Below are 24,598 nucleotides of genomic sequence, written 5' to 3'. Positions count from 1 at the left end.
AAATTGAAAATGTATTGAAAAAATATTTTACACAATGCAATTTGTTGCGTATACTTGCGGGAAGCTTAGAACAGTGCATTAAAAAATGGCTAACAAAATCACGATCTACGATATTGCCGACGCTCTAAATATCTCCCCGGCCACTGTAAGCAGAAGCCTGAACGATCATCCTTCGATCAGCTCCAAAACGAAGGAACGCGTCGTAGTTCACGCCAAAAAGGTCGGATATAGAATCAACAAATTTGCGGCCAACCTTAGTCATCAAAAATCCAATACGATAGGGGTTATTGTTCCCAAACTGAACTCCTATTTTATGTCGACCGTACTTTCGGGCATTGAGAAAATAGCTAATGATCATGGCTATAACCTCATTATCAGCCAGTCTTTTGAATCGGAGAATAAAGAAAAACTGAATGCTAAAACACTTTTTGAAAGTGGGGTCGACGCTCTCATGGTCTCTTTGGCCTTCGAGACAATTACATATGATCATTTCGAAGCCTACAGGGAACAAAGTATTCCTTTATTGTTTTTCGACAGAGTGCAACAGTTTAAAAATTGTCCTACTATTGTAATTGATAATTTACAGGCGGGATTCGATGCCACGGAACATTTAATTCAGCAAGGATGCAATAACATTCTGCACGTCTGTGGCAATTTAAAACGAAATGTATATCTTGACCGTTTTGAGGGCTATAAAAAAGCATTGCGCAAATACGGGTTGAAGTATGAACGCCCCAATTTGTTGGAAACCAATCTCGATCTTAACGACGGAAAAGTATTTTTGGAACATTTGAAAATTTCAAAGAAAAAATTTGACGGGATCTTTGTTTCCAATGACACTATGGCCGTGGCATGCATGAGATCACTATTAAAAAGGGGGGTTAAAATACCGGAAGAAATAAAAATCGTGGGGTTTAATAACGATCCTATTTCCGAAATTATCAGTCCGAATTTGAGTACTATAGACTATCCTGGCTTCAAAATGGGTAAATTGGCGGGTCAAAGCATCATAAGCCATTTGAAGGGGAACATCAATATACAATCTGCAGAAACAATTTTATTAAATCACCAATTAATCATAAGGGAATCTTCTTTGAAAAAATAAACTTCAGAAATTATGAACATTAGAGCTTACTTTTTATCAGCCGCGGCGTTGATTTTAATCGTGTCCGGAGCAAATGCCCAGGGCCTTGAAGAATTCAAGATAACGCCGGAGTGGACTTCAAAAATTGAATCCTTGGCCCCTAAGACGATCAGGGTAAAAGCACCGGTACGTAAAATTATGATGTTTTCACAACACACGGGTTTCTACCATTGGACCATACCGCACAATATCGAAATGTTCAAGATACTTGCCCAAACCACGGGCGGTTTTGAAATCACCAACTTTCGCGATATATCGGCTTTCGACAAAGAAACATTGAAAAAATTCGATGCCGTGGTCTTCAATAACTGCAATCCTTCAGGCCCCAAAAGAGACCTTTTCTACGACTTGCTTTCCATAAACACCAGTCTTGATGAAGCGGCTATAACCCAAGCAGCGCAACAGTATGAAAAGAATTTTATGGATTATATCGAAGGCGGTGGTGGTTTGATGATTCTTCATGGTGCGATTACTGTGCAGAACAATTCCATGCCATTTAGCAAATTGACGGGAGGCAGTTTCGATTACCACCCAAAACAACAGCGGATGCATGTCAAAGAAGTCGATTCAGAACACCCCTTGGTACAGGCATTCGATGGAAATGGGTTCACCCATGTTGACGAGCCCTATTTTTTTAAAAATGCTTACTTCGAGTATGATTTTCACCCCCTTCTCTACATTGATACAGGCACCCTTGAAGGAACAAAGGAAAAACCAAAAAGCCCCATAACCTATGTCTCATGGATCAAACGTTATGGCAAAGGTCGGGTCTTTTATACTTCTCCATCGCACAATGCACAAATCATGGAAAATCCTGAGTTCCTTCAATTTATAGTTGACGGCCTGCAATATGTGACAGGAGATCTGAAAGCCGATGACAGCCCGTTGCCGGCCAGCAAAAGACCAAACTAATAGGGTGTCCTATCTTTCTAAAAGGGCCTCTAAAACTTAATAACATTTACAAATATTGATGGCGTTAAATTTAGGATTCTCTTTTTTTGATGGTTTTACGACTCTATATTTATTACATTTAAAGAGATTAAACCGCCAAACATGATTGCATTGGAATTGACGACCTTTATCGGCCGTTTCCACCCCCTATTCGTTCATCTTCCCATTGGCTTCATTCTACTGGCCATTTTGCTGGAATGGTGGGAGGGACTTACAAAAAAGGAAAAACCAAGCCAGTTGGTATCCATAGCATGGCTAATAGGAGGGTTTGCTGCTTTTGTGGCCGCTTTGTGCGGATGGTATTTAGGTGAAACCGGACTTTACGAGGAACAAAACCTTTTTTGGCATCGTTGGATAGGTATCGCTTTGGTACCCATTACATTCCTGGGCTGGTGGATCAAAAGAAAACCAAGAAAATTTCCACGTTCATTGCATATGGGTTTCAACCTCGCTTTGATCTTGCTACTCGCTATCGAAGGTCATAAAGGGGGAAATTTAACACATGGGGAGGGCTATCTGATGGAATTTGCCCCAGCACCGGTTCAAAACCTCTTTAGCTCCAAAAAAGATTCATCAGCGGTTCGGTCTTTTAACAATCCGGATTCGGTCGCAGTCTATTCACAACTCATTGCACCCATTCTCGACGTAAAATGTGTGGCATGCCATAATAATGAGATAAAGCGTGGTAACCTCAACCTGAGCCACCCAGATTCACTTCAATTAGGGGGTGATGGAGAGGCTATTTTGGTGGCAGGAAGTGCTGCCGATAGCGAACTATTTAGGAGGATTACACTACCGCAAACGAGTATCAAGTTTATGCCTCCGACCAACAATGTTTTGACTTACGATGAAATCAAGACGATAGCGTGGTGGATTGATCAAGGAGCCTCTTTTGAAAAAAATGTAGCGGAAATCGATGTGCCCGAAGATATGAAGCCGCTGTTGCTAAGGCGGTTCGGTCTTGATACTCGGCCACGGCCTTGGTACGAGAAGGTTCAGATTGAACCTGTAGACAGCACACAAATTGTTAAATTAGAAGACCAAGGGTTCACGGTTAAGGGTTTGGGCGGAGAAAATCCCTTACTTGATGTGAGCTATTCGGGGCATGACCTTACTGCCGAGAAAATAAAAGCCCTTATTCCGGCAAGACAACACATTACCTGGCTCACCCTCACCGACACCAACATTGAAGACGATTGGCTTGAAAACCTATCAAATTTTACCAATCTTACCAGGTTAGAATTGGATAAGACCGAGGTTTCAGATGAGGGCCTCCGTCATCTCAAGGGGCTCCCCCATTTGGAAGCGTTAAATCTGTATGGCTCTGAAGTCTCAGACGCTTCTCTTCCCATTTTAAAACAATTACCGGAGCTTAAAAGGGTCTATCTATCGGAAACGAAAGTCACCCTTGAAAAAGCCGAGGCGCTGAACAAAGAGGGCGGTCATCTGTCAGTGGTTATTGCATCCTTCAGCAAATAATGGCCAACCCCTATAGTCTTGAACAAAATTAAATCGTAGCTTATACCCGCCAATACTTTAAAATACAATTTATGAAAATCATAGTACGTCTTCAGCTCTCGGTAATGATGTTTCTTGAATTTTTCATTTGGGGCAGTTGGTTCGTAACTATGGGTACCTTCTTGGGCAGTAACCTTTCAGCCACAGGCGCAGAAGCGGCAACGGCCTATTCAACACAATCGTGGGGCGCTATTATTGCCCCTTTTATCGTTGGTCTTATTGCAGACCGTTTCTTTAATGCCGAGCGTATCTTGGGCGTACTTCATTTGATCGGCGCCTTTTTAATGTACCAGATGTCGCTGGCTACGGACTTCTTGGTCTTCTACCCTTATCTGCTTGGTTATATGATCGGGTACATGCCCACTCTGGCTTTGGTCAACTCCGTATCCTTTAGGCAGATGAAAGACCCTTCCAAAGACTTTCCATTCATTCGGGTATGGGGCACAATAGGCTGGATCGTGGCCGGTCTGCTCATCAGTTTTGCCTTTGGCTGGGACTCCATGGCCAACATTGCTTCCGGCGCCTTGTCCCAGACCTTTCTCATGACCGCAATAGCCTCGTTAATTTTGGGTGTTTTCAGTTTTACGCTGCCAAAGACCCCGCCTTCAGCAAAAGAGGAAAAGGTGAGTCTTTTTGAAATACTGGGCCTAGACGCCTTAGGGCTTCTCAAAGACCGTAATTTTTTGGTCTTTTTTGTGTCCTCTATACTGATTTGTATACCGCTGGCCTTCTATTATCAAAATTTGAGTCCATTCTTGACCGAGTCGGGAGTTGAAAACTCTACGGCCTGGGCCTCGATCGGTCAATTTTCAGAAGTATTGTTCATGCTTGCCATCCCATTTTTCTTTAAAAGATATGGTTTTAAAGTAACCATTGCGATAGGAATGCTAGCTTGGGCACTACGGTATACCCTTTTTGCATTTAGCGATGTAAACGAGCTATTTTTTATGCTTTTGATCGGTATTTTTTTACATGGTGTCTGCTACGACTTTTTCTTCGTGTCGGGACAGATTTATACAGACAGTAAGGCAGGGCCACGTATCAAGAGTTCAGCCCAAGGACTTATTACCTTGGCGACCTATGGTATTGGTATGCTCGTTGGTTACTATATTGTAGGCATAGTTACCGACCTCAATGTCATAGGCAATGCCCATGATTGGAAGACTATCTGGTTGTTTCCGGCAGTGTTCGCCATTATAGTTTTCGCCATTTTCGGCTTTGCTTTCAAAAACGAAGAAATCGAGTACAAAGAATAATCCATTTCTTTCGCTTTCCCTTATCGATACAACGTATGGAAGGAGATTATACAAACAGTGAAATAAGGAAAACCAAAAACGCACAAAATACCCCAACGATCAGGGTGCCGAGGGTATAGAGGCGATACCCTGTCTTTGTATCCATACCTGTCAATTGCGTAACTACCCAAAATCCACTATCGTTAGCATGTGAAACTACCATGGCACCTGCGCCAATAGCAATTACCAACAGTGCCTTTTGGAGTTCGGTTTCAATACCCATTGACGCCATCAGGGGAGCCATGATGGAAGCAGCAGTAATCAAAGCCACTGTAGATGAGCCCTGTGCCGTTTTTATCGCTGCGGTCAGAATAAAGGGAAGCCAAATACCTAAGCTCACGCCCGCCAACATATCGGCCATGATGGTGCCTATACCCGAATTCTGTAATATTTTTCCAAAAATACCTCCAGCGCCCGTAATTAGCAGAATGGTAGAAGCACTTAACAATGCCTTTCCGACCCATCCCGATTCTGTCAGCACGGCCTTGTCAAATTTTTTAGGCAGTAAAAATGCCAATAACATCCCGATGATCAATGCGATTACCGGAGATCCGATGAAAGCGATGATATCCATCCACCAAGACCCTTCCCCTTCTTCTAGAATAGTAAACTCTACCACAGACTTTCCAACAATCAATAAGATCGGCACTAAAATGGGTAAAAATGATTTGAAGGCACTTGGTGCTTTTTGAATTTTATCCTCAATCTCAGCATCCGAAAATTCGGGATTAGGATCGATATATACCTTGCCGGCCACCCTTTTGGAATAGATTATTGCCACGACCAAACCTGCCGCACTGACCAAGACTCCCAAGACCATGACCAGACCTATATCTGCCCCAAGAATACCTGCAGCGGCAATAGGGCCGGGTGTTGGTGGCACCAAAACGTGGGTAAGCATCAACCCCAGAATTAGGGCTACTCCTGTTCCTGCCACCGAAAGTTTTGCTTTTTTAGACAACGATTTGTTCAAAGGATTCAAGATGATAAATCCGCTATCGGCAAAAACGGGGATCGATACGATATAGCCAATAATGGCCATAGCCGCGTGAACCCTCTTTCTTCCAATTATCCGTAGCACCACCTCAGCCATTTTATAAGCACCCCCTGTATTTTCTAGAAATGCCCCGATAATCACGCCTAAGAGAATGACAAGGCCTATTTTGCCTAGAGTCCCTCCAAAGCCCTCTTCAATCGAGGTCAAAATAGTATCAAATGGCATTCCCGAAAAAAGTGCGAAGAAAAAAGAAGCGCATAACAGTGCCAAAAAGGGATGTACATTCAGTTTAGCCGTTAATACAACAATTAAGGCCACACTGAGCAATAGAAGAATAAGTATCATGGTTGATTATTTAATGTGCATCTCTTGTTACCTCTGAACTCGATTTACCGACCAAAAAGTCTAAATCGGCCCCTAGGTGTGCCTGCTGTACCGTTTTTTCGTAAAGGCTGACATACCCTCTTTCCATATGGCGTTGAGGTGGCACCCATGCATCTTTTCGTTTTTTGAGTTCGGCATCATCTACATCAAGATGTAATTTTCGGTTGGGCACATCAAGTACAATCATATCTCCGGTCTGCACCAAAGCCAGTAATCCTCCTACCGTAGATTCAGGAGAAACGTGCAGCACAACCGTTCCGTATGCGGTACCGCTCATACGCCCATCTGAAATACGAACCATATCCTTTATTCCTTTGGTTATTAGCTTATCGGGTATTTCGATATTGCCCACCTCGGGCATACCGGGATATCCTTTAGGGCCAACTCCCTTTAAAACGATCACACTACTTCCATCTATATCAAGATCGGGGTCATTGATGTTGGCGATACAATCTTCGATATTTTCAAAAACCACGGCCTTTCCTTTGTGTGTCATCAATTCTGGAGTGGCAGCAGAAGGTTTTATCACCGCGCCATCCTCACAAAGATTACCATAGAGTACGGCAATACCGGCCTCCTCCAAAAAAGGTTTGCCCAATGTGGCTATGACTTCGTCGTTGTAGCATTCTGCCATCTCATTGTTCGCTCCTATGGGCTTACCGTTTACAGTTAAGGCATCATTATGCAAATGATCCTTCATCTGTTTGATAACTACGGGTAACCCCCCGGCGTCGAAGAAGTCCTCCATCAAGAATTTACCCGAAGGCATGAGATTCACCAATAAAGGAATCTTACTGCCCAAGGTGTCGAAATCCTTCAAATCGAGTTTGACCCCGATGCGACCTGCAATGGCCGTAAGATGTATGATAAAATTGGTCGACCCTCCGATAGCCGCATTGACCTTGATGGCATTTTCAAAAGCTTTACGGGTCAAGATTGTGGAAAGTTTGAGGTCTTCCTTTACCATTTCAACGATACGTCTCCCAGAAAGCTGTGCCATCACCTTCTTTCGGGAATCAACGGCCGGAATGGCCGCTGCACCCGGCAATGTTAAACCCAACGATTCGACCATACAGGCCATGGTCGAGGCTGTACCCATGGTCATACAATGACCGGCACTTCTGGCACTACAGATTTCGGCGACAATCTGGTCTTCATGGGTAAATCCTTCGTTCTTTATTTTATCTTTCAATTGCCACACGAAGGTGCCAGACCCTATACGCTCTCCCTTATATTTACCATTGAGCATGGGGCCACCCGGCACTACAATGGTTGGCAAATCCACACTACAGGCACCCATTAGGGTCGATGGAGTCGTTTTATCGCAACCCGTGAGCAGCACCACACCGTCCATGGGATTTGCCCTTATGGTTTCCTCTGTATCCATACTGGCCAAATTTCGAAAAAGCATGGCCGTTGGTCGCATCAAGATTTCACCAAGGCTTGTCACCGGAAACTCAAAAGGAACCCCTCCGGCTTCCAGAACGCCCTTTTTTACAAATTCGGCAAAATCACGCAAGTGCGCATTACAGGGAGTAAGCTCAGACCAAGTATTACAGATGCCGATAACGGGTCTCCCTTCAAAATAATCGTTTGGAAGACCTTGGTTCCGCATCCAAGACCGATGTATAAAGCCCGATTTGGCATCAGGAGGATTAAACCATGATTGGCTTCGTAGGTTCTCTTTTTTGGTCTTTTCGCTCATACTATTCTACTTTTAAATATACTTATTTATTTAATTACTAATCACATTTACTAAAGTAGGCATTTCTAGAAACGATCAAAGAAGCTTTATAAAAATTATGGGCGTGAACATCGATCAGGCTAGTATATCTTTTATGACATGGCCATGTACATCGGTCAACCGGTATCTTCTACCCTGATGTTTGAAGGTAAGCCGCTCGTGGTCGATACCTAATAAGTGTAGTAAGGTGGCTTGAAAGTCATGCACGTGAACCCCATTGCTGGCTACATTATAACTGAATTCATCGGTTTCTCCATAGATCATGCCCGGTTTGACCCCTGCGCCCGCCATCCACATGGTAAAACAACCTGGATGGTGGTCTCGACCATAATTTTCAGCGGTCAACCTGCCTTGCGAAAAACTCGTGCGACCGAATTCTCCGCCCCAAATGACCAAGGTATCCTCTAAAAGTCCTCTTTGTTTTAAATCTGTTATTAAACCGGCGGTAGCCTGATCAGTACCAAGGGCCTGTCGCTTGATACCTGCCGGTAGCCCGCCATGTTGATCCCACCCCATATGATACAATTGTATAAACTTCACATCTTTTTGGGCGAGTCGCCTTGCCTGTAAGCAATTGGCCGCGTAAGTTCCCGGAATACGGGCGTCTTCCCCGTAGAGTTTATAAATATAGTCCGGTTCCTCGGAAGTATCGACGGCATCGGGAACCGAGTTTTGCATACGATAGGCCATTTCATATTGATTGATCTTACTCTGAATCTCTGGATCTTTCCAGATATCATACTGATGGTCGTTCAGATCGGCAATGTAATCAAGTGCCCTTCGCCGGTCGTGATCATTCACACCATGGGGATTGTTTAAATAAAGTACAGGATCTTTGCCCGATCGGAACTGAACACCTTGATGATGTGAAGGCAAAAATCCGTTTCCCCAGGCCGAAGAGTTCAAGGGCTGCGCCCCGCCTCCCTTGGATACCATGACCACAAAATTTGGAAGGTCTTTATTATCACTACCCAACCCGTAACTCAGCCAAGATCCGATAGATGGTCGGCCGCTCAGTTGGCTTCCGGTCTGAACGAACATAACGGCGGGCTCGTGATTTATAGCCTCGGTATACATCGATTTTATGATGCACAAGTCGTCTACAACCTTGGCCGTATAGGGAAAAAGCTCACTTACCCATGCCCCGGACTGGCCGTGTTGTTTAAAATCGAAAATAGACTGCACCAATGGAAAGGTAGACTGCGCGGTAACCATACCCGAATTTCGCTGGGTACCCCGAATCGAATCGGGAATCTCTTTGCCATGCCATTTTTCTAGGCCGGGCTTGTAATCAAAAGTTTCAATTTGCGATGGACCCCCACTTTGAAATAAGTAAATAATGCGTTTGGCTTTTGCGGGAAAATGGGTGCCGTTTAAAATGCCTCCGGTGCCATTGGGCAAAACCGTTCTTTTTGAAGAAAAAGCTCCACCTGCCCATGAGGTCGAAGGTACTAATAGGCTCGATAGTGCCAAAGAACCAAAACCTAACGAAGCCCTCTTTAAAAACCCACGTCTGGTTTCCTCAAATTTTTTCTGCCCATTTGAATCGTCCATCGTCTTACTTTTATCTAATTGTATATCCTTCTGATGTATTCATTATTCCATTGATGACCGTAGCCAGTGCGGCCACCTGAATCGGGTCTGAATCTTCCTTTATCTTCGTCTCCCCCATATTCAGATATGCTAAGGCCGCCTCTTTTTGGGCCTCGAACCTAGCATGCTCTGCTTCGAAAAACTTGAACAATACTTTAAGTTCATCGGATTGGGGCGCTCGCCCGGTGCATATTTGAAATGCTTTTTGCAACAGTTCATGTCGACTCTCTTTCTGTGAATGGATTAAATTTTCGGCCAATACATAGGAGGCCTCAATGTATTGTGGGTCGTTAAGCAGCACCAAGGCCTGCAGCGGGGTACTGGTCTGTCTTCGCTTTACGCTACAAACACTACGATCGCCGGCATCAAAAATCATCATCGAAGGAGGTGCGGAGGATCTTTTCCAGATGGTATAGAGACTCCTTCGGTAAAGTCCCTCCCCAGGTTCTTGCTTGTAACGGTACCGCCATGATTTATTGCTGATTTCATCCCAAAGGCCTTCAGGTTGGTAAGGGTACTGGCTTGGGCCCCCGATTTTAGGAGACAGTAGCCCACTTATGGCCAAGGCATTGTCACGTACCATTTCCGCCGACATTCTTTTGATCGGACCTCGTGCCAATAACACGTTATCGCTATCGATTTGTTGCAACTCTTCCCTTATTTCAGAACTTTGTTGGTAGGTCGCGGACATGACAATTTGCTTTTGAAGGTGTTTTATGTCCCATCCCGAATCCATGAAATCTACGGCAAGCCAATCTAACAAATCAGGGTGCGAGGGTAAGCTGCCCTGACTTCCAAAATCGTCGGAAGTCTCAACAAGACCCCGGCCAAAATACATTTGCCACAATCGGTTTACGAATACGCGAGCCGTCAAGGGATTGTTTCTATCCATCAACCATTTTGACAATCCCAGCCTATTTTTAGGAAGGTTTTTGTCAAAGGGAAATATGGCTTCAGGAACATCGGGCCAAACCTGCTCACTCGGTGCATCGTACATACCCCGATCAAGAATGTAAGTGGGCCTGGGTTCCTCTAAATCACCTAGCACCATAATTTCCTTTACAGGTTCTAGGGCAGTGTGTTTTTTACGTCGAAGTTCACGTATTTCCTCCTTGACCTTTGCTGCCTTTGAATTCATGCCCGCGTTGTGAAAATCTTCGAGGTAATCGGAAAGTTGCCCCTGCTCAATCTTGTCTATTGCACCATCGGGATCAACGTGATACAAGATCTCCAAAGGAGATAAAGCCCTTTCGTAAATACTTAGGTTATCGATACCTCCATCCTTCAAGGTCTTGAACTTGTCACGATACCCCATGGTAAAGCCAAGAAAAGCATAATTATGCTCGTTTTTTTCAAATAATATGGACTTGTACAGGTTATCTATCTCAATGGTTACCGGCACTTCCTTCCCATTCAAATAAACATGTATGCCCGAGGCCTTACCGAGACCATCGTAGGAAACCGTAAGCGAGCTCCATTCTTTAATCGGAATAGGCGATTTGGTACGGACCTGAAGGGCATTGGTAGGCCAAGAACGCGCGATGACAAATTTAAAATGACCATTCTCCAAATAACCTGAATACCCCTTTAGCCCCAAACGGATACCCTCACAATGCGTAAAAACGGCCGAATCCTCATAGTTCTTACCGGGATAGACATCCAAGGAAATCGTGAAAGGATCTGTCTGATCGAACCATCCCACTTTTTCCGGTAAGCTGATCGCCGTATAGTCGTTGAAGAAAACCGCATTCCCCTGGTTTCTTTTCTTTAGTACGGGTTCCTTGACCAAAGAGGGCTTGCCTACCCGATCAGGGGTGTGAAAAAGGTTCGTTCCCTGAGAACGGAACCGATCAAAATGGAATTGGGCAACCAGTCCCGTATTCATACGCTCCTGCAGTTCCCTCTTCACTACGTCAGCTTTCGAATTTCCAAATTCGGAATTACGATGTGCATTACCCTCAACGGTGGCCAGCTCTTTTTTGGCACGATCAATATTTGAATCGATATAGGCCAGCACTTTGTCTTGCTCATCATTGGTCAGTAAAAGTGATGGACCCGGAACTTGGCCAGGGCCGTACACGGCACTTCCCAACTCGTTCGTACTATTAAAAAAGGCAAATAGTTCATAATAGTCCTTTTGACTGATGGCATCGTATTTATGGTCATGGCATCTTGCGCATTCTACGCTTAGGCCCAAAAAGGCTTTCCCTAGGGATAGGGTTCTGTCGGCAACATATTCTACCCGGTATTCTTCGAAGACGATGCCCGCTTCAGAGTTCCTTTTGTGCAATCGGTTAAAGGCAGTAGCCAAACGGCTTTCTTGGGTAGCATTTTCGATAAGGTCTCCTGCCAATTGCCAAGTAACGAATTGGTCGTAAGGCATATTTTCATTAAAGGTCTTTATGACCCAATCGCGATATGGGCTAAAATCGCGGTGCTTGTCGTCTAAATAGCCATCGCTATCTGCATATCGTGCTACATCCATCCAATCGGCCGCCATGCGCTCCCCGTAGGCTGGCGAAGCCATTAGCCGATCCACGATTTTTTCATAGGCATCCACTGAATTGTCTGAAAGATAAGCTTCGATTTCTTGTAAGGTGGGTGGCAGACCCGTCACATCAAAACTCAATCTCCGGATCAAAGCCTCCTTAGATGCACGCTCGGAAGGCTTTAACCTTTGTTCTTCTAACTTTTTTAGTACGAAATAATCGATTTCATTTTTCGCCCATTTAGTAGAGGCCACCTCGGGCACTACCTTCTTCTCAGGTTTTATGTACGCCCAGTGCGGTTTATAGATCGCACCTTGTGCGACCCATTTTGCTAAAATGGCTTTTTCCTTAAGGGTCATATCTACTTTGAACTCCGGAGGTGGCATTTTGGTTTCGGGGTCATCCGAAAGTATACGTGCCACCAGTTCGCTCTGGTCCGGCTTACCGGCCACAATGGCGTGATGGCCCGTCGCTTCTATTGCCTTATAAGCATTCTCAGCAATATCAAGGCGAAGTCCCGCTTTTCGACTGGCTTCATCAGGGCCGTGACAGGCGAAACACTTATCGGATAAAATAGGCTTCACATGGTAATTAAAATCGATTGCATCGGGCACATCGGTCATAGCCTCCCGTAGTTCTGGCGGAGCCTCCCAACCGCATCCTATAGCCATAAAAAGACCACAAAATGCAACGCCCATTTTTATCTGATCTATCAACGCAGATTTCATAACCATTAAATATACATCCATTTTTTTACTATTCGTATGGCGGCTTTGAAGTAAATATCAATCGTTCCCTTGAAGGAGCCAAAACCTCGTGCCTCAAAAAACAATCCGAACGCAAGGCGGGCTAGGGCGATTTATTTTTGCCCTTATCAAAGCGAATTGACTAAAATTATCGAATTGGTTCGAAAAATTTTGAAGTTGCCCGAAATTGCCGTTATTTCAAAGCTCAAATCGTAAAATGAATCCGACCCTATGGAGCAGCAACCTATAAATTTAGAAGAAATTGTACCCCAATTAGCCGACGAAGGTACCTGGATCGGAAGGTGTATGGTATCTAAAAAACAAGCCTATAAAGGCATAGCAGGCCCGCATGTGGTGCTTGTCAAAAAAGGAAAGGTGTACGACCTTTCGCAATATTTTAGTACCACCAGCCAGTTATTGAATACGAAAGCACCGGTTCAGGCACTTCGGCAGCTTAAAAACCTTCCTGAGCTCGGTAATCTCGAAGAAATCCTGAAAAACTCCCTGTATTTTCATCAAAAACAAGAGTCTCCCTATTTTATAGCTCCCAACGATATTCAATCTATCAAGGCTTGTGGAGTCACCTTCATTAAAAGCCTGTTGGAACGGGTCATCGAAGAAAAGGCCAAAGGCGATGCACAAACCGCACATGCCATTCGAAAATCGATTTATGATTCCCTTGGCAACGATTTGAGCAAAGTCGTCGCTGGGTCTCCGGAGACCGAGAAACTTAAAAAGGATTTTCAGGCCAAAGGAATTTGGTCACAATATCTTGAAGTCGGTATCGGAAAAGATGCCGAGGTCTTTACGAAGGCCCAACCACTTTCCGCTATCGGTTTCGGCGCCCAGATCGGGGTACTTGAAAGCTCAAAATGGAACAACCCTGAACCTGAAATCGTACTGGCCGTTACGGCTAAGGGAAATATCGTCGGCGCCACTTTAGGCAACGATGTCAACCTTCGTGATTATGAAGGGCGAAGTGCCCTTTTACTCGGGGAAGCAAAAGACCAAAACGGGTCTTGCGCCATCGGCCCACTCTTTCGATTGTTTGATGAAACCTTTACACTTGAGGACGTTAAAAATTGTGAAGTCGAACTTTCTATGCAAGGTACCGACGGTTTTACCTCCAAAGGCGCCAATAAAATGAGGGAAATAAGCCGATCGCCCGAGGATCTCGTTGCTCAAGTGGTTGGGGACAACCATCAATACCCCGATGGTATTGTGCTTTTTTTGGGTACTATGTTCGCCCCTTCGGAAGACCGGGTTAAAGAAGGGGAAGGCTTTACCCACAAAGTCGGTGACCAAGTCAAGATAAGCACCCAACATTTAGGTACGCTTATCAATTGGGTCAATACCTGCGATAAGATTCCAAAATGGGAATTCGGAATCGGATCGCTCCTCGATTTTCTTTTGAAAAGAAGCTAGTCAACCTTGAAATGAAGTCCAGCTTCCCTATTAATAGCTTATTTTAAAAATCGTGCCGCCTAAATCATCACAGACATAAAGTGCCCCATCGGGACCTTGTGCAAGCCCACAGGGTCGGTGCTGCAACGGACCTTCGGGATTTGCCAAGTCAATACCGGCAAAATTATCCGCGAAAATTTCCCAATCGCCTTTTGGTTTACCCGCTTCAAAAGGCACAAAAGCTACGAAGAAACCTTTTTGGAGTTCCGGTGATTTGTTGTGAAAAGCAATAAAGGCCCCATTTTTATATTTCTCGGGAAACATAGTACCGGTATAGAAAAGAAGGTCATTGGGGCCTAGGTGCGCAGGAAAAGCCATTACAGGGTCGATAGCATCTTCGCCTCCCGTTTTTTCACCATCACCCCCGTACTCCGGGGACAGTATTTTTTGATGCTTGGATTGATCGTAATAAATGTAAGGCCATCCCGCATCATCGTTCTCTTTCAGCTCATACAACGTTTCGGCGGGCAATTCGTCATTCTGCTGGGCCGTATACAACTCAGGGTAAAAATTATGTAGCCCTCCTCTCCCATGAACTGCGGAAAATAGGGAGTTATTTTGGGAGTTCCATGCTATGGCAACGGCATTCTTGATTCCCGTTGCATATCGCGTGCCATCGGAAAATGTTTGGCCAAGCTTGTTTGCTTTGAACTTCCAAATACCCCCGGCAGAATCAAGAATGGTACAAGGTACCATCCCTTTGCCAGACTCCTCATCCCTACAGGCATCGTTCCATGAGCCTACGGTCACATACAGGTTCGAATTACCGTCTATTGCAAAGGGTTTCGCATTGTCACGCCCTTTGTCAATTAGGCCATCTACAATTTTTTCAGGATTTTCGGTATCGATTACTTCTTCATTCTGGTCGAGCTTATAACGATACACGGCTGAGTTGGATGAGGCGTACAAATACCCTTTATTAATTAGAATTCCTGTGCCAGGTTCATTGAAAAATTGCTGCGTTTCATCTATTCGGCCGTCATCATCGGTATCTTTTAATACAAGAATGGCCTTATCATCCTTAAGTACCGAACGGTTCACATAAATATCCCCATTGTTAGAAACTGCCATATGCCTTAGGGCTCCAAGACTATCCCCGATAATTTCGACCGAAAAGCCTTCAGGAACAATAATATCTGTCGTATTGTTTACGGTTTTCACCGAACTCTTGGTTTCGGTTTTACATTGATAGCACAGAAGTGTTGAGAAGACAAGAAGCAGTAAGGCTACCTTTTGCCGTAAGCATGAAGTTATCATAAATAAAATCTAGTTTGGTCAGCCTCAAAGGTAGTATTTATAACCATTAAAAAGGAACTTAACCACGCTCAAAACAGAAATTTTCATCAAATACTTGATACGGATTAAGATTTTCGGGAAAACTAAGCGATCAAAACATTCAAATTGGCTTTGGCAACTATGAAGCTCTGAGGGCAAAATCTAAAAGGGAATTCCAAACCGTACCTGAACCATATTATTTTCCTTGGAGTTGAAATAACCGATTTTAAAGGTCAATGCTTTTAGGCTACTTATCCAAAGGCCGCCCCCCTGAGAAGTTTGCCATTGTCCCGAACTTTGATCGGGATGCCAAACCCTTCCATAGTCAAAGCCGGCAAAAACACCGATGGTCACTGGCGATACGGCGGTCACATATCGCTTAAGGCGCAGTTTCAGATCAGAACTCTGATAGAAATACGAATTTCCCGTAAAGCGCTCATCCCTAAAACCGCGTAGCCCATTATCTCCGCCTATCGTAGGCATATGGTAGAAAAAGATCTCGTTAACACCTACCAAGGTTTTGTATTCGGCAGTTGAGCCTAATACCAATGCACCTGAATTTATAAGCTTACGGTTGAAGCCCAGCTTGAGGGAGGCATAGCCAAATTTATTGTCGGATATATTGATATTAAATTTATAGCCGGCACTTAGGCCGATGTAAATCGATTTTGAAGGAAAATCTTCCGCATCATCGTTATCGTAGTATCCATAAATCTCAGCGCCCGTGTAGTACTGGCTTTCGAACACCTCAGGACCTAAATTATTGGAGTTGAAAAAGCGATCGGGGCTCTTATTTAATCTAAAGGATTCAAAAAGGCCTTTAATTTTTAACGTGTGGTAGGCCAAACCGGCACTCGCCTTAAATTGTTGTAGCCGGGCGCGATAATAATCCCGACCTAAACGATCCTCCTCATTGAGGGAGTTATTCCCATACCCGAAGAAATTCCTAGCATAGCGATCGTTGGTGTAATACCCATCGATTTCAAAGTTCCAATTCGGCATTATGTTACCAAAAACCCCGGCATATTGAAGTTCAAAGGCCTTGAAAGCAAAATAATATTGGGCCTTCAATTGGTGTCTTTGCCTAAAATCATTCCCATTAAGGCCTTTTTCAGTATAGGTATTGGAGACTCCCACGAAAAGTCCATCGTCTGTTCTAAAGCCCATGGTCGGTGCCAAAATATTGGTATTGGGCTGAAAATAGCGCCAATGATAGGAGTTTGTGGTATAGTTATCGCTTAGCTGTATGCGGGGCTCCATACCCTCAAAATGAATCTTTTCATGTTCCCAATCGAATACCTTGACCCTCGTTTTATTCTCGACCACAAAAGTATCTTCCCCATACCCTCCAATCAGTTTCAAACGTGTGGTGCCCTTCTTATCGCCATACACCTTAAATACGTCATCGTCACCTAGACCATACAACCATATTTCCCGGGTCTGATCATCAGTAAAGGTGCGTTCGTACATTACTTCGTCTTTTTCATCTGTCAATATGCGTTTCACCACAACCTTCGTCTGCCCATTGTCAAGCCTATAGACTTCGAAGGCATCATCTTTTTCAGTTCCCGGAATCGCTACTATCTTATTAAGATATCGGCCATACTCCTCTGCTTTCTCCGGTAGTATTTTCAAGCGTGCCACTATGCTTTTTTTTAGGTCTTCCGCAGTAGCATCTTGCACTTCCTCCGGCAACCGCAAAAAGGCTTGGTCGATAATTTCAGGGGTTATTTTTTCTTGGATTATGAGCGCTTCTTCTCTCCAGGCCCGAGGCCCATGGGCAATGAGTAGCGCCCTATCTAACTTATTACCTCCTATATTTAGCCATTTTACATTGTCGATGTCGGCATCAAAAGTTTGCCAGCGCCGGGCATTGGGTACGAAGAGCTTAATAAACTTCATAGCATTGCCATCGAAGCGCGGGAATGCATTATCACGGTCTCTTGGCACGGGCATGAACTCTTTGTCTCCGTCCTCACTTTCGTATTCTATCCATCGCCATTGGTCTTGGTGACGGTCCCAATCACCAATCAACATATCGAAGACCCTAGCACGAATAAAATTCCGCTCATCAACGGTATACGCCTCATCGCTTTTTATTTTCTCGAGCATGTCGGTCGTACTCTCATAGTCCGTTACGTTTCCCGTGTCTTCGGTAATGGTTCTGCGATATCCTTTATAGTTCAACTGTTCTTCCGAGGGGCGCCTTTCTATAAAATAAAGTTCATCGCCGTACGCCTCATTGTATTGGCCCATTTGCTCCTGTTTGGGCACATAAAAAAGTTCCGTGTCGGAATGATTGACATCTACAGCCTTCGCCAACGGATCGATAACCAATTGCATAAAAGGATGGGCCGTTGTAAAAAAATCTGAAATCACCTCTTCGGCCCAGGTGTCCCGATAATCCTCGGTATTATAGGAAATGCCCGGCAGCTTGAATTTCAGAAATTTAAGCGCACTTTTTCTAAGCGACCTCATTGCGTATTCCTTACCATCCTTATCGGCCAATCGCAGTGAAAAAGATTGGTGGCCCCCACCTTCCTTCGTAATCTTTAATCCGCCATAAAGGGTATCCAATTTAACGATTGGTGCGGCTACCGGCATGCCATAATATTTTCGATACCTTTCCCCCCAAAGAAATTTATAAAATTCACTTTTCTCATACGCTTCAGGGTCGTCTAGAATTTCGACCGTCTTCTTGAGACCTTTCAATTGAGGTAAGGGGCCATTTGATTTAGGTTGTTCAAGTTCGGGCAAGACCGCAAAGGTCGTCATGACAGGCTTATCGGATTCTGCAAAAAAAGTTACCGAAGAACTGCCGTCGACGAAATAGTCAAGCCTCGCAAAACCCTTCTCTCCATAGGCATACTTCCCTTCATACTCCAACGCCCCTCCAATAGCGGTAATACGATCCTCACCGAGTTTAGTGGCACTTTTACTTCCCAAAGAACCACTAATGACCTGATGCACCCCGCCACCGGTCAGATATTGAAGGTTTTCTTCATGGCCCGACACCAGGGTAATACGATCGTTGGCCTGCGCCAAAGCACTTACTGCTATGCGGAGATAATTATATCTTCTGGAATTCAGATGCTCGGGATTGAATGCCGCCAAATCCATAACCGAATGACGGAGGGTACCATATATGGGCACAGGGGCAAGATGATCCTTAAAGGTAGAATTTCCAGCATAAACGCCGTTACTGAATACCGGATGGTGCATGGCAATCACAATATTCTTACCCTGACCGTCGCCGATGTAGCCTTCCAATTCTTCCATGAACCTTCTTCGGGTGACAATATCGGTGCATTTTTTGTTGATGTCTTCAAGACGGGACCAATTGGCCACGAACCATTTCGAATCTATTACGATCAAATCGAGTTGATCGTTGATGACTCTATGTTCGATGGGGCAGCCATTTTCGGGAAAAACCTCAATATTTTCCAGATCGCTTTCCTTCAAATAATCTTCTACTTTTTCCATATCGTCCAACCGATAGCTCTTCCATTCATTGTTCCCTGGAAGAAAAATGGTCTTACCCTTAAAATTCTCGACCAACCTAAGCTGCTGATCGATCAGCATACTATCTTTAGGCCATGCATTTTCCTCTTCCTTGCTAATGTTGTCTCCCGTAAATATGATGGTACTGTTCTTCGGAGCCTCTTCAAGTTGAGCGGAAAGCCTCTTCAACAAGTTTACATTCGAGGTATCTTCTCCATTACCTAAACCCCCTGCGATGAAAAAGGAATAGGAAATTTCTTTTTTCACCTCATCTGTCATGGGAAGCATGCTTTTTTGCGCTTTAAACGTTGCGCAAGAAACAAAAAGAAACACCCCTATGATCAGGAGTGTTTTTCTCAAATACGATCGCTTTAAGAGATGTATGCTAAGATTCATCTATTGTTTTTCATTGTAGTTAAAATATTGTGGATCAATCATGGAAGCTCAATTGAACATGGTGCCCGACAGTATAAGGCCTAACGTAATTAAAACTAGAAAAGCTACAATGATAATAAAACCGATTTTTGTTTTTCTATTTTTTTGAAAAATGAATTTAGGGGTTTCTTTTTCAGGTTCTTTTACAAATTCAGTATTTTCTTCTCCTTGTTTCATTGGTTTTTTTTAGTGACTATAAAAATAGGTATATCGCAAATGTGCTGTTAATTCGTTCACCAAAAACATTGACGCTAATGGAGTAAGGTGTTCCCGTCAATAATTCCCCTGTTTGAGTCAATAGACTGGACAAAATTCGGTAAATTTGTAGAAACCATGATGAAAGTCATCGTGCATGTATAAAATCAAAACTAAATAGTAAATAATATGAGCGATAGTGGAAATACCCTCTTAGCAGCAATAGTAGGCTCTGCCATAGGTGCAGCCTTAGGAATTTTGTATGCCCCTGACAAAGGTGAAGTAACAAGAAGAAAAATTGCCGACCAAGCGGCGGCGACCAGAGACCAATTGGCGGAATCTGCCGTGGATCTTCGAGATAGAGTCGCAAGTAGTGTCGCTACCCAAAAAGAATCTTTAGAAGCTAGGGCGGAATCTTTGGTGTCAGATGTCAGTTATAAGACCGAGGATGTCATCTCTACCCTAGAAGGCAAATTGGCCGAGCTTAAAGCTAAAAACAAGAAATTGCAGAAAACGTCTTAAATGAGCGTATTCGAATCCTTAAACGAGACTTCGAACAAAGCTGTTGACGTAGGTGAACAACTTTATAAGAAGACCCAAGAATATTACAAGCTGAAAGTTTTTCAGCAGTTGGCGTTAACTACCGGTATGCTATTCAAAATGGCAATCATGTGTAGTTTAGCCTTTTTGGGTCTTCTTTTCTTTTTAGTTGGGGGGACCCTATATCTTTCCGATGTTTTCGGAAGCCTCATACTGGCTTGCATAGTGGTAGGCGGTATTCTTTTGGTCGCAACTGTTATCATCTACTTTTTAAGAAAACGTATCGACAATTACGTAGTACGTAAGTTGTCAATTAAATTCTTCGATTGATCATGGCGTACGAAAATTTTGAACAAATAGAATACGACCTTAAACGACTTAATCTCGAGCGTAAAATTGCCATGGAAGAATTTAAAGGTCTAAAACATGAGGTCAAACAAGACTTAAGCCCTAACAGCTGGTTGAGTACGGTCTTGTCGTTTGTGAAGAAATATGGAATTTTATATCTCATTAAAAAGATTTTCAGATAAGTTTTCTTAATAAAGGAGAAGCATAAAACAACCGCTAACTCCCCTAAAGTATATAGGTTCATTCATCGTGCCAATTTAAAAACACGGTCGTAATATGAATCTCGACCAAACCAAAAAACCCTGTAACAAAGCTACAGGGCCTAAGATTACTTTTATTAATTCCTTGAATCTTTACCCCAGGCGTCCAGCATCCAACTCACCTTTTCCAAATCGCCGATGTAGCCTCCCATTAAATCAATGGTGCCTTCATCACCTGCCTCCTCGGCCATTTTCACTACTCTTCCCATTAGTTTTAAAATATATTCATGATCTTTAAGCACAAGGGTAACCATTTCCACATCAGGAATCAACGAACCGGCCTCTTTTACATTGGCTAGATTAAAATAATCAGAAAACTTACTTTCTGGGCTATGCCTCAATGTAAGTATGCGCTCTGCAATCTCATCGATTTTTATACGGGCGTCAGTATACAGTTCCTCGAATTTGTTATGTAGGTCAAAAAAATTCTTACCCATGACATTCCAATGAAAACCTCGGAGATTCTGATAATAAATGTTATAGTCGGCCAATAGAATATTAAGCTCGTCTATGATGGGTTTGATCTTATTCGAATCGACATCTAAATAACTCATATGCTGTAATTTGAAAAGGTTATACAATCAAAATACAAAATTAGCACCCTATTCGATTCCCTCTTACCTTAATTCTCTTGGATCTTGACCCGGAAAGTTTATCGTTCGTCTTGCTTTTTAGTCAGTGGCTCTAAATTAATATAGTGGTACTTAATCTTGCCCACATGATCGTATTCGGTAAAGTTCTCTTTCAGCTTGCCCCAATTGAACTTCTCCTGCAGGTCATCGACACCGTAATAATTGGTAAGTCCTTCCGATAAAAGAAGATACTCGGTCAATCTAATTTTATTCTTCAACAGCCTATGGGCGATAATAACATCTTCACCAAGAAGTTTGATATAGTTACCCACTTTGGTCATTGCGACCTCTTCTCCGTAATGCAAAATAATCTTAAGTCCTAGGACTTCCGGAATTTTCAATGCTTTCTTGATCTCTTTATTATCGTCCTTTAACTGTTCTAACTGCTTATAAAACTCAGTATAAAAATAAGCGCATTGGCTAACCAATTTCGGCAGCGGTGGCATTTTACCCGATTTGTAGAAGAGTACGGCATCGCCTTCGATTTCGGATACTTTCAAACCAATTTCGTTAGAGTAAATAATTTTATTCAGCAGCGTAGGGATAACTTTTGAACTTAATTCAAAATCGGTATCGCTCATGAATTTGGTGAACCCGCTGATATCGGGTATGCAAAGTAAAATAGGTTCGGTTTTCAATTTCTTCATAGCTTCGTATTAATTTACATGTGCCACTCGAAGCATGTTCATCTCGTTAAGTGAATGGCATCTGTCGCTCATAGGCTTACGTCATACTTTTTTCATCTTGTGGAGCAGCCTTTTCAAAAGTATGCCGAACCTGAATTATTTAATACCTCAAACACAGGAAATAGTAGTCTATTTGATAAATGTCCGAAGGGTAGGCCAGGAAACAATAAACATATCGTTTTAGTCAAGGAAAATACCGATACAGCAATCTTTCCAAGGGCCACTTTTTTAGCTTTATTCGAGTGCTACATCAGGTATGAAAAATGGTTGAATCCAACATAGTTTCAACCTGCCTCAGTTATTGCGGCCATTTTAGCACTTTTTTTTTACCAAATTTGCGTCGATCCTCTAATAATACATTACTCGTTGTCAGTCAGAACCTATAAAAAAGTCAACCGCTTACAGCAAATACTAAGCGAACCAACATTGATTGCGGGTCATCTCGATCTTATCTATGTACCACGGGACGAACTCAATATTCTAAGGATTAAAAAAAACGATACGTTTCAATATTTACTAGATGACGAACCTTTAAAGAAAAAATCGGATCTAGAGCGAATCAAAGGGTTAGCGATTCCGCCCGCCTGGGCCGATGTGAGGATAGCCCCTCTTTCGAATGCACACTTGCAGGCCATTGGCTATGATATGAAAAAGAGGATGCAATATAGATATCATCCCATCTGGCTGAAAGTTAGAAACCGGACCAAATTCTATAAAATGTTATCCTTCGGTGAATTACTACCCAAAATCCGAAAACGGGTCGAACAAGACATCTCCTTACCGGGCTGGCCCAAAGATAAGGTCACTGCCTTAATCATAAAGCTTATGGAAGAGACCCATATTCGCGTAGGCAATGCACAATACGCAAAAAGAAACAAAACGTACGGACTTTCCACGCTAAGAAATAGACACCTCAAGATTTTCAAGACCAAACTCAGGTTCGAATTTACCGGTAAAAAAGGAAAAAAGCATCGCGTTACCCTCCGGAACAAAAAGCTAAGAAGATTGGTCAGCCAATGTGAGGAAATACCGGGCTGGGAACTTTTTCAGTTTTATGATGAAGACGGGCAAAAAACCTCAATAGATAGCGGCATGGTCAACGACTATATTCATGAAATCGCCGGAGAGCCCTTTACCGCAAAAGATTTTAGAACGTGGTCAGGTACTATTATCTTCTTTGAAACCCTGCTTGATATGCCAAAAACCCATGATGAAAAAGAACTACACAAAAATACACTAAAAGCCTTCGACAAGGTGGCCCATGAACTTGGAAATACGAGGAATGTCTGTAGAAAATACTACGTGCATCCACTTTTGGTCGAAGACTATGAAAATGAGCGTCTTTTCGACCTTTTTAAAAAAGTTGACGCCTTCAATGCAGATGGTTTCCATTCGCCTAGTGAAAAAGCGGTACTTCAAAGAATTAAAACATACCAACCCTTAAAGAACATAACCCTTTAACTATGAAAGAACAATTTGAGAATGCCTGGTCGGAAATGATTGCTAAGCTGGAATCTTGGTTCGATGCCCTTATCTTGAATCTACCTAACATACTCATTGCAATTTTCGTCTTCATTATTGCCCTCATCAGTTCAAGGTATATTAGCAATGGGGTCTCCCGGCTTTTGGATAAAACCAAACTTCAGGCCTCCATGAAAAGCCTATTATCGAAAATGGTCTCCATAGCAGTGGTGCTTTTAGGTATATTTTTGGTTTTGGGCATCCTCAACCTCAGCCGAGCACTGAACACCATTCTTGCCGGTGCAGGGGTCGTTGGTCTAGCGGTGGGGCTGGCACTACAAGGTGCCTTGGCAAATACCTATTCTGGAATTGTACTGTCATATATAAAGCATATAAAGTTCGGTGATTGGATAGAGACCAACGGTTTTGAAGGAGAGGTGGTCGACCTTGACCTAAGGTCTGTAACCTTAAAACAACCAGATAATAACTTGGTTTACCTTCCGAACAAACTGGTCGTAGAAAACCCGATAAAGAATTTTTCTACGACGGCGCAATCACGGGTCATCTTAAATTGTGGTGTGGAATATTCCTCCGACCTTGAATTTGTACGGAATCTCGTGCAAAATACCATTCTAGAGAATTTTGGTTCTATAGACAACCGTGACGAGATTATTTTTCTCTACCAAGAATTCGGGGATAGTTCCATAAATTTTGAAACCCGATTCTGGATCGAGTCAACCTCGGCTCTAGAGGTAGCCAAGGCGAAAACAGATGCTATGATCTTCATCAAAAAGGCCTTTGATGAAAACAACATCAATATTCCGTTTCCCATCCGGACATTGGATTTTCCTGAGCGCTTTACCCTACCGCAGGAAGGCAAGAATATATCCAACGGCAAAAAAAACAATAACGGCGGATCAGGCGAATGACCTGTTGAAAA

General features: G+C 43.3%; 19 protein-coding genes. 10 read left to right on the top strand and 9 right to left on the bottom strand.

The window, feature by feature from the left end; genetic code table 11:
• Positions 1-85 precede the first annotated feature (85 nt).
• From F2B13_RS14520 to F2B13_RS14505, 4 genes are all read left to right on the top strand, one after another.
• Positions 86-1,105 (top strand): LacI family DNA-binding transcriptional regulator, encoded by a 1,020-nt coding sequence (locus tag F2B13_RS14520; RefSeq protein ID WP_149276506.1) that lies wholly within the window; start codon positions 86-88, stop codon positions 1,103-1,105.
• Between the two features lie 12 nt (positions 1,106-1,117).
• Positions 1,118-2,056 carry a ThuA domain-containing protein gene (locus F2B13_RS14515; RefSeq protein WP_232625246.1) on the top strand — a complete coding sequence of 313 codons (939 nt, stop codon included), beginning with the start codon at positions 1,118-1,120 and terminating at the stop codon, positions 2,054-2,056.
• A 141-nt stretch (positions 2,057-2,197) separates the two neighbouring features.
• Positions 2,198-3,574, top strand: coding sequence for a DUF2231 domain-containing protein (locus F2B13_RS14510; RefSeq protein WP_149304523.1), 1,377 nt, complete (start codon positions 2,198-2,200; stop codon positions 3,572-3,574).
• Positions 3,575-3,645: 71 nt separating this feature from the next.
• Positions 3,646-4,869 (top strand): nucleoside permease, encoded by a 1,224-nt coding sequence (locus F2B13_RS14505; protein WP_149276503.1) that lies wholly within the window; start codon positions 3,646-3,648, stop codon positions 4,867-4,869.
• Between the two features lie 46 nt (positions 4,870-4,915).
• On the opposite strand, the gene F2B13_RS14500 is transcribed toward F2B13_RS14505, so the two are convergent.
• From F2B13_RS14500 to F2B13_RS14485, 4 genes are all read right to left on the bottom strand, one after another.
• Positions 4,916-6,250 carry a GntP family permease gene (locus F2B13_RS14500; protein WP_149304522.1) on the bottom strand — a complete coding sequence of 445 codons (1,335 nt, stop codon included), beginning with the start codon at positions 6,248-6,250 and terminating at the stop codon, positions 4,916-4,918.
• A gap of 10 nt (positions 6,251-6,260) precedes the next feature.
• Positions 6,261-7,994 (bottom strand): IlvD/Edd family dehydratase, encoded by a 1,734-nt coding sequence (locus F2B13_RS14495; protein ID WP_149304521.1) that lies wholly within the window; start codon positions 7,992-7,994, stop codon positions 6,261-6,263.
• A gap of 114 nt (positions 7,995-8,108) precedes the next feature.
• A complete protein-coding gene (locus F2B13_RS14490; RefSeq protein WP_149304520.1) occupies positions 8,109-9,587 on the bottom strand; it encodes a DUF1501 domain-containing protein in 1,479 nt (492 codons plus the stop codon).
• A gap of 10 nt (positions 9,588-9,597) precedes the next feature.
• Complete coding sequence (locus F2B13_RS14485) at positions 9,598-12,864, bottom strand: DUF1553 domain-containing protein (protein WP_198440138.1); 3,267 nt, start codon at positions 12,862-12,864, stop codon at positions 9,598-9,600.
• Positions 12,865-13,092: 228 nt separating this feature from the next.
• Between F2B13_RS14485 and F2B13_RS14480 the strand changes: the two genes are divergently transcribed.
• Positions 13,093-14,286, top strand: a complete 1,194-nt coding sequence (locus tag F2B13_RS14480) for a fumarylacetoacetate hydrolase family protein (protein ID WP_149304519.1) — start codon at positions 13,093-13,095, stop codon at positions 14,284-14,286.
• 30 nt (positions 14,287-14,316) lie between these two features.
• Here F2B13_RS14480 and F2B13_RS14475 read toward each other — a convergent pair whose 3' ends face one another.
• From F2B13_RS14475 to F2B13_RS20510, 3 genes are all read right to left on the bottom strand, one after another.
• Positions 14,317-15,582, bottom strand: coding sequence for a PQQ-dependent sugar dehydrogenase (locus tag F2B13_RS14475; RefSeq protein WP_149304518.1), 1,266 nt, complete (start codon positions 15,580-15,582; stop codon positions 14,317-14,319).
• A 180-nt stretch (positions 15,583-15,762) separates the two neighbouring features.
• Complete coding sequence (locus F2B13_RS14470; protein WP_232625245.1) at positions 15,763-19,497, bottom strand: metallophosphoesterase; 3,735 nt, start codon at positions 19,495-19,497, stop codon at positions 15,763-15,765.
• 48 nt (positions 19,498-19,545) lie between these two features.
• A complete protein-coding gene (locus F2B13_RS20510; protein WP_198439838.1) occupies positions 19,546-19,713 on the bottom strand; it encodes a hypothetical protein in 168 nt (55 codons plus the stop codon).
• A gap of 207 nt (positions 19,714-19,920) precedes the next feature.
• Here F2B13_RS20510 and F2B13_RS14465 point away from each other — a divergent pair, with 207 nt between their 5' ends.
• The 3 genes from F2B13_RS14465 to F2B13_RS14455 are packed head-to-tail and all read left to right on the top strand — an operon-like array spanning position 19,921 to position 20,801.
• Entirely contained in the window at positions 19,921-20,253 is a 333-nt protein-coding gene (locus F2B13_RS14465; protein ID WP_149276496.1) for a YtxH domain-containing protein, read from the top strand.
• Positions 20,254-20,601, top strand: coding sequence for a hypothetical protein (locus F2B13_RS14460; protein WP_149276495.1), 348 nt, complete (start codon positions 20,254-20,256; stop codon positions 20,599-20,601).
• A 2-nt stretch (positions 20,602-20,603) separates the two neighbouring features.
• Positions 20,604-20,801 (top strand): hypothetical protein, encoded by a 198-nt coding sequence (locus F2B13_RS14455; protein WP_149276494.1) that lies wholly within the window; start codon positions 20,604-20,606, stop codon positions 20,799-20,801.
• Positions 20,802-20,956: 155 nt separating this feature from the next.
• Here the strand turns inward: F2B13_RS14455 and F2B13_RS14450 are convergent, their stop codons facing one another.
• Both F2B13_RS14450 and F2B13_RS14445 read right to left on the bottom strand, forming a co-directional pair.
• Positions 20,957-21,433 (bottom strand): Dps family protein, encoded by a 477-nt coding sequence (locus F2B13_RS14450; protein WP_149304517.1) that lies wholly within the window; start codon positions 21,431-21,433, stop codon positions 20,957-20,959.
• A gap of 98 nt (positions 21,434-21,531) precedes the next feature.
• Positions 21,532-22,158, bottom strand: coding sequence for a DUF2652 domain-containing protein (locus F2B13_RS14445; protein WP_232623031.1), 627 nt, complete (start codon positions 22,156-22,158; stop codon positions 21,532-21,534).
• A 405-nt stretch (positions 22,159-22,563) separates the two neighbouring features.
• Between F2B13_RS14445 and F2B13_RS14440 the strand changes: the two genes are divergently transcribed.
• Complete coding sequence (locus tag F2B13_RS14440; RefSeq protein WP_149304516.1) at positions 22,564-23,658, top strand: DNA topoisomerase IB; 1,095 nt, start codon at positions 22,564-22,566, stop codon at positions 23,656-23,658.
• A 2-nt stretch (positions 23,659-23,660) separates the two neighbouring features.
• A complete protein-coding gene (locus F2B13_RS14435) occupies positions 23,661-24,587 on the top strand; it encodes a mechanosensitive ion channel family protein (protein WP_149304515.1) in 927 nt (308 codons plus the stop codon).
• Positions 24,588-24,598 lie beyond the last annotated feature (11 nt).

The organism is Pareuzebyella sediminis, assembly GCF_008367235.1.
Classification (GTDB): domain Bacteria; phylum Bacteroidota; class Bacteroidia; order Flavobacteriales; family Flavobacteriaceae; genus Pareuzebyella; species Pareuzebyella sediminis.
The sequence above is the reverse complement of the archived record's forward strand: the minus strand, read 5'-3'. Positions and strand labels throughout refer to the sequence as shown.